This window comes from Hyalangium sp., assembly GCF_035629615.1.
GTDB lineage: Bacteria > Myxococcota > Myxococcia > Myxococcales > Myxococcaceae > Hyalangium.
This window is the reverse complement of sequence record NZ_DASPHO010000253.1, coordinates 1-7,534: the sequence shown is the minus strand read 5'-3', so window position 1 is coordinate 7,534 and position 7,534 is coordinate 1. Positions and strand designations below refer to the sequence as shown.

The following is a 7,534-nucleotide window of genomic DNA, read 5'->3' as shown; positions in this document are numbered from 1 at the left end:
ACCCCCTCTGCGTGGCCCTCGCTGGCGGGGGGAGTGCTCGAGGCGGCCCGCTTCAGGTCGGATCCCCTTGCGGGCGGCCCGGTGAGCTGGGTGCGGGTGTCCGCAGCGTTGCCTGCTTCCCTTCAGCCAAGCGCGTTCCTGACCACAGCGTTCTCCGGTGGCGAGGGGTGCTGGTACGATCAGGGCACCGTCTACTTCACCACCAAGGGCAACAATCGCGTCTGGGCCTACACCGTGGCCAGCTCGCGCCTGGAGGTCATCTATGACGATGACCTCTACCCCGACTCTCCGCTGACCGGCGTGGACAACGTGGTGGTCTCTCAGTCAGGCGACCTCTATGTGGCCGAGGACGGAGGGGACATGCAGTTGTGCATCATCACCCCCGAGCGCGTGGTGGCGCCCTTCCTCCAGGTGGTGGGGCACGGCGGCTCGGAGCTCACCGGCCCCGCGTTCAGTCCAGGGGGCGACCGGCTCTACTTCAGCTCGCAGCGGGGGAGTGGCGGACAGGGCATCACCTACGAGGTGATGGGCCCCTTTTCCTGATCCGCTGTGCCCACGAGGACGGCCACGGTGACGCGCTCAGCGTGTGGAAGGCTCAGCTCACCTGCCTCTGGGCCTGAGCGGGCTCCCGCGTGCTCTCGAGGACAACGAAGACCGAGGGGTGATCCGATCCTTGGGGCTCGGGGCAGCGGAACTCCATCTGACGGACCTTGTACTCGCCCCGATACAAGATGAAATCGATCCGGTCTTCTGGATCCCAGCAGGGCCCGGGAGAGGGATCAGGACATTCTCGCTGCGCCTCCGTGAGCCCACATGTCGAGAGGAACAGCTTCATCTGGTCGGTGTGCAGCCGCGCATTGAAGTCGCCACCAAAGATCAGCGGGTGGCTGGGATTGAATGTCCTGGCAAGCTCGGCCGCCTGCACGACGCCCATGCGATTCTCCATGGCGTGATCCGCAGTGTTGTGCGGCGCGAAGCGCGTCGAGAGGATCTCGTGGCGGACTCCATTGATCATGACGGAGGTCGCCAAGGTCGCGAAGGCGGTCTTTCTCTGCCCTCGTACGACTGCGTGCATACGACTCGGCCCCAGATGATACTTCGACAGGACGGCTACGCCTTTGTAACCCGAGAGCCCGGTCGCAACCGTCCTGCCGAACGAGTAGTACGGGAGGCCAGTCTTCACCGAGAGCTCGTGGGTCTGGTCCTTACCGAAGGGCCATCGCCTCCATCTCACTTCGTTGAGCAGGACGATGTCCGGGGCCTTCTGGCGGATGTGCTCCGCGACGGGATCCAATCCGAACATGCCCTCGGCAATATTCCAGCACAAGATTCGCAATAAGACTGTCAAGCAATCCCCCCCCAGGTAACTGACTGGTCGGATCCATTATACAGCACGCCGTTGTTGCTCGGCTCAGCCACTCCAGCATCATGGCCCAGGCATCTATCAGGGGTCTTAGCCTCGCGGCAGCACACGGACCGGGCTTGGGACGATCCAGGGCCTCCATTCCGAGCCAAAGAACCGCCCTGGCGCCAGGACCCACGCCTCGATCTGCAGCGCGCCCTCCTCCACCAGATCGATGGAGGTGCCATCTGACCGAAGCCGGCCCGCCCCCCAGACTTCCACTCGAACGGTCCCAGGCGGATGCGGGGGCAGGCGGACCGTCAGCACGTCCCCCTCCCGGGCCTCACGCTGCTCCGAGAGCGGCCCCTCGAGCGCGAAGCCCGTGGGCTCCCCGAGCCCCCGGAAGGCACACACCGCCTGCCCGCTCGACAGCGCTCGCACCACCTGGGACGCCGCGGTCCGGGGCTCCGTCGACAGGGGCTCTGGCAGCGCCCCCGGCGGTAGGTAGAGCGCCAGCGCCCGGAAGACATCCCCGTAGCGGGGCCACCCGTGCGCGTCATGTGAGCACAACGCCAGCCGGGGACGCTCTCGGGCAAGCTCGAGCAACCGCTCCGTGCTCGCGGGCTGCGGCGTCACCAGCAACATCACCCCGTGCAGGGAGTTGCTGAAGGAGGCCCCCACCGCCGGTATCAGCCGCGAGAACGGGCTGCGGAGCGCGTCCCGGAAGAACGTGTCCGCCGAGTACAGCTCGAAGCCTCGAGCACGGCGCGCTCCTTCAGGATCCCGCCAGGGGTTCTTCTCCTGGACGGGGTGGGCCAGCACGCTGACGCCGCCCGCGGCCTCCACCGCGCTCACGCCCTCCTGCCGCGCCCGAGGCCCCTCCAGCGGAGTCTGCATCCCGAACGCCACCAGGTGCCCGGTGGAGGTGGAGATCTCCACCGCCGGGATCATCAGCACGCCATCCTGGAAGACCGGCTCGCGCGGGGTGAAGTCGTTGTGGTCCGTGAGCAGCACGAACTGGAGCCCCGCCTTCCGAGCCGCCGCCGCGACCTCCTCCACCGTCCCCCGCCCGTCCGAGCGCGTCGTGTGCACGTGGAAGGCGCCGCGAGGCCACTCCTGCACGCCCGGCTGGGACGCCACCACCGGGTAGTCCACCGACGCGGCCGCACAGGTGAAGAAGCCCGCAAACCCGAAGAGCAGCAGCACCAACCCCAGGGCCGCCCGGAGCAGCTTGCCCACCACGGCGGCCGGCTTCATGCCGCTCCTCGCTCACTTCCCGCAGTCTGCAGAGACCACAGCGCCGCATAGCGGCCGCCCATCTGAAGCAGCTCCGCATGGGTCCCGCTCTCGACGATGCGGCCCGCCTCCATCACATGGATGACGTCCGCACCCGTCACCGTGGAGAGTCGGTGGGCGATGACCAGCGCGGTCCGCCCTGGCAGGACTGCCGCCAGCGCCGCCTGCACCTCGCGCTCGCTCTCCGGATCGAGGCTGCTCGTGGCCTCGTCCAGCACCAGCACCGGCGCGCGCGAGAGCACCGCCCGAGCAATGCAGAGCCGCTGGCGCTGACCGCCGCTCAGGGTCACGCCTCGCTCCCCGATGCGCGTCTCATACCCCTGCGGCAGACTCTGGATGAACCCGTCCGCATGGGCTACCCGTGCCGCCGCCTCCACCTCCTCGAGCGTCGCGTCCGGTCGGGCGAAGCGGAGGTTGTCGAGCACGGAGCCCGAGAAGAGCAGCGGCTCTTGTGTCACCAGCGCGAACTGTGCCCGGACGCTCGCCGCCTGGTAGCGATCCGCATCCACGCCATCGAGGAGCAGCTGCCCCGCCTGAGGCTTCTCGAAGCGCAGCAGCAGGGACGTCACCGTGCTCTTGCCGCCACCGCTCGGGCCCACCAGCGCCGTCACCTTGCCCACCGGCAGCTCCAGCGTCAGCCCCTCCAGCGCCCGGCGGGGGCCATAGGAGTAGTGCACCTCCGCCAACTGGATGCCCTGCCGAAGCGGCGCCGCGGGGACGACTCCCGGCGCATCCTCCACCGGGTGGCGCTGGTCCAGCAGCGCGAAGAGCCGCTCGCCCGAGACGCCCGCCTGCATCGCGAACTGGGTCACTCGGCCCAGATCCTTCACTGGCTGGTAGACGAGGATGACCGCGGTGATCAGCGACAGCAGCGCCGCCGGCTCCATCACCTGGGTCGCCGCCGCATAGGCCAGCATCCCCGCGAGCGCGGCCGCCGCGAACACCTCCATCAACCCCGGCACCGCCCCTCGCGCCCAGGCCGCGCTGACGACGGCCTTCTCATGGGCCTTCGTGTGCGCCGCGAACCGCTCCAGCTCCGCCGCCTGACCGTTGAAGGCCTGGATGGTCCGCAGGCCGCCCAGTCCCTCGTGGAGCTGCCCCGCCAGGTGTCCCAGCTGAGACTGCCCCTCCCGGGTCCTCCGCAGCGCCTTGCGGGTGAGCCGCGAGGCAGGCAGCGCCGCCAGCGGGATGACCGCCAGCATCAGCCCTCCCAGCAGCGGGCTCATCGACAGCGCCACACCCGCGAGCACCAGCACCTGGAGCGTGTCGCGCAGGTACGAGCCCACCGTGTACATCGCCGCCCACTCCACCGCCGTCATGTCCGTGGAGAACCGGCTGAGCAGATCCCCCACCCGCTCCTTCGAGAGCTGCGCGGGCGACAGCGCGGTGAGTCGCAGAAACACTTCGCGCCGCAGATCCTTCACCACCCGCTGCGCGAACAGGCCCATGAAGTAGAACTGCCCCAGGTAGCCCACGCCCTTGATCAGCCCAATGAGCACCACCACCAGCGGGAAGCCCCACAGCGCGGCCTCGCGCGGCAGCTCCGACAGCCAGGGCACGGCGTGCGTGCCCCCAAAGCCCTCGGTGCCTCCCGAGAGCAGGAACCCCAGCGCAGGCCCCATGAGGTACGCGTAGGCGCCCGTTCCCAGCCCCAGCACCGCCATGCAGCCGAACGCCGCCACCAGCACGCTCACGTGAGGCCGCCCGTACCGCAGCAGGCGGAGCAGCACCGCCGACATGCTCATCAGCGGCCCACCTTGCGCAGCGCGGCCTTGGCAAGCTTTGAGTTCGGGTTCAGCTCAAGCACCTTCAGCAGCTTCTTGCGCGCCGAAGTCGCATCCTCCAGCTCATTGTCGATGATGGCCGAGATGATGTGCGCCCGCTCCAGGGACGCGTTGAGCGAGAACGCTCGCTTGAGCACCTTCTGGGCCTCCTTGGCCCGATCCTTCACCGTCCCCAGCGCCGAGTGGTACGTCGCCCAGGCCAGATAGGAGTAGTACTCGGGCTCGCGCGGATTGAGCGCCACCGCCTCCTCGAAGAGCTGGAGCGCCATCCGATAGTCCTTGCGCCGCAGGTACGACTCGCCGCGGCGGATGAGGATCTCCGCCTCCACGTTGATGGCGTTGATCCGCCCCGCCACTTCTCGCTTCCCCACCAGGAACTGGAGATACGCCTTGCGCTTCTCATCCACCGAGAGCACCCGGTAGGACGCCGACAGCTTCTCCTGCACCGAGTCGAGCAGATCCCTCACCTCGGAGAGGTCGTACTCTGCGAAGTTGTCCGGGTGATACCTCATCGCTGTCTCGTGGTAGGCGCGCTCCACCGCCTCCACGTCCGCGGCGATGTCCAGCCCCAGGCTGTGGAAGTAGCTGCTGGTGATGATCTTCACCGCCCCCTCACGCAGCGCGGCCGCTACCTCCGACGGGAGCGCCTTGCGCTTGCGCCGAGCGATGACGTCCGGAACCGTCGCGACGGCCTCTCCCTCCGCCGCCACCGGCGAGGGCGAGAAAGTCACCCCGCCCGTGAGCCGCAGGAACCACAGCAGCGAGTACCCCCGCCGCAGATCTCCTCGCCCGTGCGCCAGCAGATCCCTCAGCAGCAGCCGCCCGTTGATCTGCATGGCGAGCTTCAGATCGTCCGTGTCGAGCCCTAGCGCCGGAAGATCCTTGCCGAACTCGGGAGAGCGCACCGGGTACTCACCCATGTGCCGGCGCAGCGGCGCCGCCAGCACCTTGAGCGGAATGGCCCGCCGCGCTCCTTCCAGCACCGGCGCCAGGGCCGGAATCTCCGCCGTGGCCACTTCCTGCTGGTACTCGTCCCCCGCGTAGAAGGCGAAGCGCCCCTCGCGCATGCCCACCACCTGCGCCAGCCGCTCCCGCGTGTAGTCGCGCAGGATCTCGAGCAGCTCCTGGCCCGCCGCCTCCACCCCCGCATCCGCCAACGCCGCGCCGATGCGCAGCCCTGAGCTCAGCGCCTGCACCACGATCTCCGCCTGAGCCTCGCTGACGATCGCTCGCTCCAGCAGGAAGCTGGGCAATGCATCCTGGCGCGCGGACGAGTCGTAGTTCACCGCCCCGCCCCGTGCGAAGAAGACCCGCCGAGCAAGGTCCCGGTACGCCACCACCAGCACCCCTTGCCGGCGCTGCCGGTAGAGCACATGCACCAGCTCCGGCAGTGGGTAGCCCTTGAGGTCCCCCGCCGTCACTGCCTGGCGATCGAGCATCGCGTCGATGCCCTGGGTGGGCGCCACCGCCGCCGCCGCCCGCACGAGCTCGTCCACCTTGGACGCCAGCTCGTTCGGCTTGAGCGGATCCTGGATGTAGGCGTTGACTTTCAAGCCCAGCACTGACTGGACACCCTTCGCCTTCCCCAGGTGCCCCTTGTCGATGGCGACGATGGGGACGCGGCCTCCCTGGCTGTGGCTGCGGATGAGCTGCCCGACATGGGAACCCTCGGCACCCTCGGCACCCTCCATCCGTGCCAGGTCCACCGCCAGCACCACCACGTCCGGGTTGTCCGCCACGAAGTGCTCCATGGCAGACACGGGGTCGGACACCGCAATCACGGTGTAACCGGCCTGCGCGAGCAGCCCGGTGAGGTGCTCGAGCGTTGGAGGGTGGCTCTCAGCGAGCAGAAGCGTCTTCAAGGGCGACGGGAGTGTACACATTTGCCCGCCCGGCTTCAGTTACGATGCGCGCCCCCGATGAACTCCGCCCCCCAGATCCTCGTCGTCACGGGTGAGGCCTCCGGCGACGCCCACGCCTCCGAGCTCGTCGCCGCCCTCCAGGCCCGCCGCCCGGACCTCCGGTTCTTCGGCATGGGAGGCTCCAAGCTGGCCGCGCGCGGCGTGGAGCTCCTCTATGGCGCCCACGAGGTGTCCGTCATGGGCATCACCGAGGTGCTCCCCAAGATCCCTCGCATCCTCCAGGTGCTGCGCGGGATCGCCACCGCCGCCGCCGAGCGCCGCCCCGCCTGCGCCATCCTCGTGGACATCCCCGACTTCAACTTGCGGCTGGCCGCGAAGCTGAAGGCGCTCGGAGTCCCCGTCGCCTACTACGTGTCGCCCATGATCTGGGCCTGGCGCCGCGGCCGGGTGAAGACCATCCGCAAGCTCGTGGACCGGATGCTCTGCATCCTCCCCTTCGAGGAGGCCTTCTACCGGGACTCCGGTGTGGACGCACGCTACGTGGGCAGCCCCGTGGTGGAGCAGGTCCCCTCCCCCGCCAGCGCCGCCGACTTCCGCCAGCGGCTCGGGCTCCCCACGGATGCCCCCACGCTCGCCCTGCTGCCGGGCAGCCGGATGAGCGAGATCCGCCGCCTCCTGCCCACCATGGTGAGCGCCGCGAAGCAGCTCGCAGCGGAGCGCCCGGGACTGCAGATCGTCGTCCCCGTGGCCCCGACGATTCCCCGCGAGGAGATCACCTCCCGCTTCGAGGGCAGTGGCCTCTTCCCCCGGCTCGTGGACGGCCGGGCTCCAGAGGTCGTGGGCGCCAGCGACGCGGCCATCGTCGCCTCCGGGACGGCGGTGCTGGAGGCGGGGCTCATGCAGCGCCCCCTCGTGGTCGTCTACCGCGTGTCCCTCGTCACCTACCTCGTTGGCCGGCTCATGCTGAAGGTGGCCCATGTGGCCTTGGTGAACCTGCTCGCGGGCCGGCGGCTCGTGCCGGAGCTGCTCCAGGGAGACATGACCCCGGAGCGCATTGCCGCGGAGATCCGCCGCGTGTGGGGACCGGGCCCACCTCGCGAGGAGATGCTCCGAGGACTGGAGGAAGTTCGCGGCCGGCTGGGAGGTCCCGGCGCCGCCGAGCGAGCCGCAGAGGTGGTGCTCGAGCTGCTCCCCTCTCCCGCCAAAGTTTGAATGGCCGGGGGCCCTGGCTCTGCTATGTCCCGCCGCGA

At 69.2% G+C, this 7,534-nt stretch carries 5 protein-coding genes and 1 pseudogene; 2 read left to right on the top strand and 4 right to left on the bottom strand.

Annotated elements, in window-relative coordinates; all coding sequences use genetic code 11:
- Positions 1-543, top strand: a pseudogene (locus tag VD972_RS12755) (translocation protein TolB); the annotation flags it as partial.
- Positions 544-595: 52 nt separating this feature from the next.
- Here the strand turns inward: VD972_RS12755 and VD972_RS12750 are convergent.
- The 4 genes from VD972_RS12750 to VD972_RS12735 form a co-directional block, all read right to left on the bottom strand.
- Positions 596-1,327 carry an endonuclease/exonuclease/phosphatase family protein gene (locus VD972_RS12750; RefSeq protein ID WP_324985978.1) on the bottom strand — a complete coding sequence of 244 codons (732 nt, stop codon included), beginning with the start codon at positions 1,325-1,327 and terminating at the stop codon, positions 596-598.
- Between the two features lie 126 nt (positions 1,328-1,453).
- Positions 1,454-2,599 carry a PHP domain-containing protein gene (locus tag VD972_RS12745; RefSeq protein ID WP_324985972.1) on the bottom strand — a complete coding sequence of 382 codons (1,146 nt, stop codon included), beginning with the start codon at positions 2,597-2,599 and terminating at the stop codon, positions 1,454-1,456.
- Positions 2,596-4,377 carry an ABC transporter ATP-binding protein gene (locus VD972_RS12740; protein ID WP_324985975.1) on the bottom strand — a complete coding sequence of 594 codons (1,782 nt, stop codon included), beginning with the start codon at positions 4,375-4,377 and terminating at the stop codon, positions 2,596-2,598. The genes VD972_RS12745 and VD972_RS12740 overlap by 4 nt, the downstream gene beginning before the upstream one ends.
- Positions 4,378-4,382: 5 nt before the next feature.
- Entirely contained in the window at positions 4,383-6,284 is a 1,902-nt protein-coding gene (locus VD972_RS12735; protein WP_324985969.1) for a DUF4388 domain-containing protein, read from the bottom strand.
- Positions 6,285-6,341: 57 nt separating this feature from the next.
- On the opposite strand from VD972_RS12735, the gene lpxB reads away from it, so the two are divergent.
- Positions 6,342-7,496 (top strand): lipid-A-disaccharide synthase, encoded by a 1,155-nt coding sequence (lpxB, locus tag VD972_RS12730; protein WP_324985966.1) that lies wholly within the window; start codon positions 6,342-6,344, stop codon positions 7,494-7,496.
- The last annotated feature ends 38 nt before the right edge of the window (positions 7,497-7,534 follow it).

What these genes read in the sequence shown, in the direction of transcription:
- VD972_RS12745 (WP_324985972.1), bottom strand. Translation starts at nt 2,599, where the DNA reads ATGAAGCCGGCCGCCGTGGTGGGCAAGCTGCTCCGGGCGGCCCTGGGG.
- VD972_RS12740 (WP_324985975.1), bottom strand. Translation starts at nt 4,377, where the DNA reads ATGTCGGCGGTGCTGCTCCGCCTGCTGCGGTACGGGCGGCCTCACGTG.
- lpxB (WP_324985966.1), top strand. Translation starts at nt 6,342, where the DNA reads ATGAACTCCGCCCCCCAGATCCTCGTCGTCACGGGTGAGGCCTCCGGC.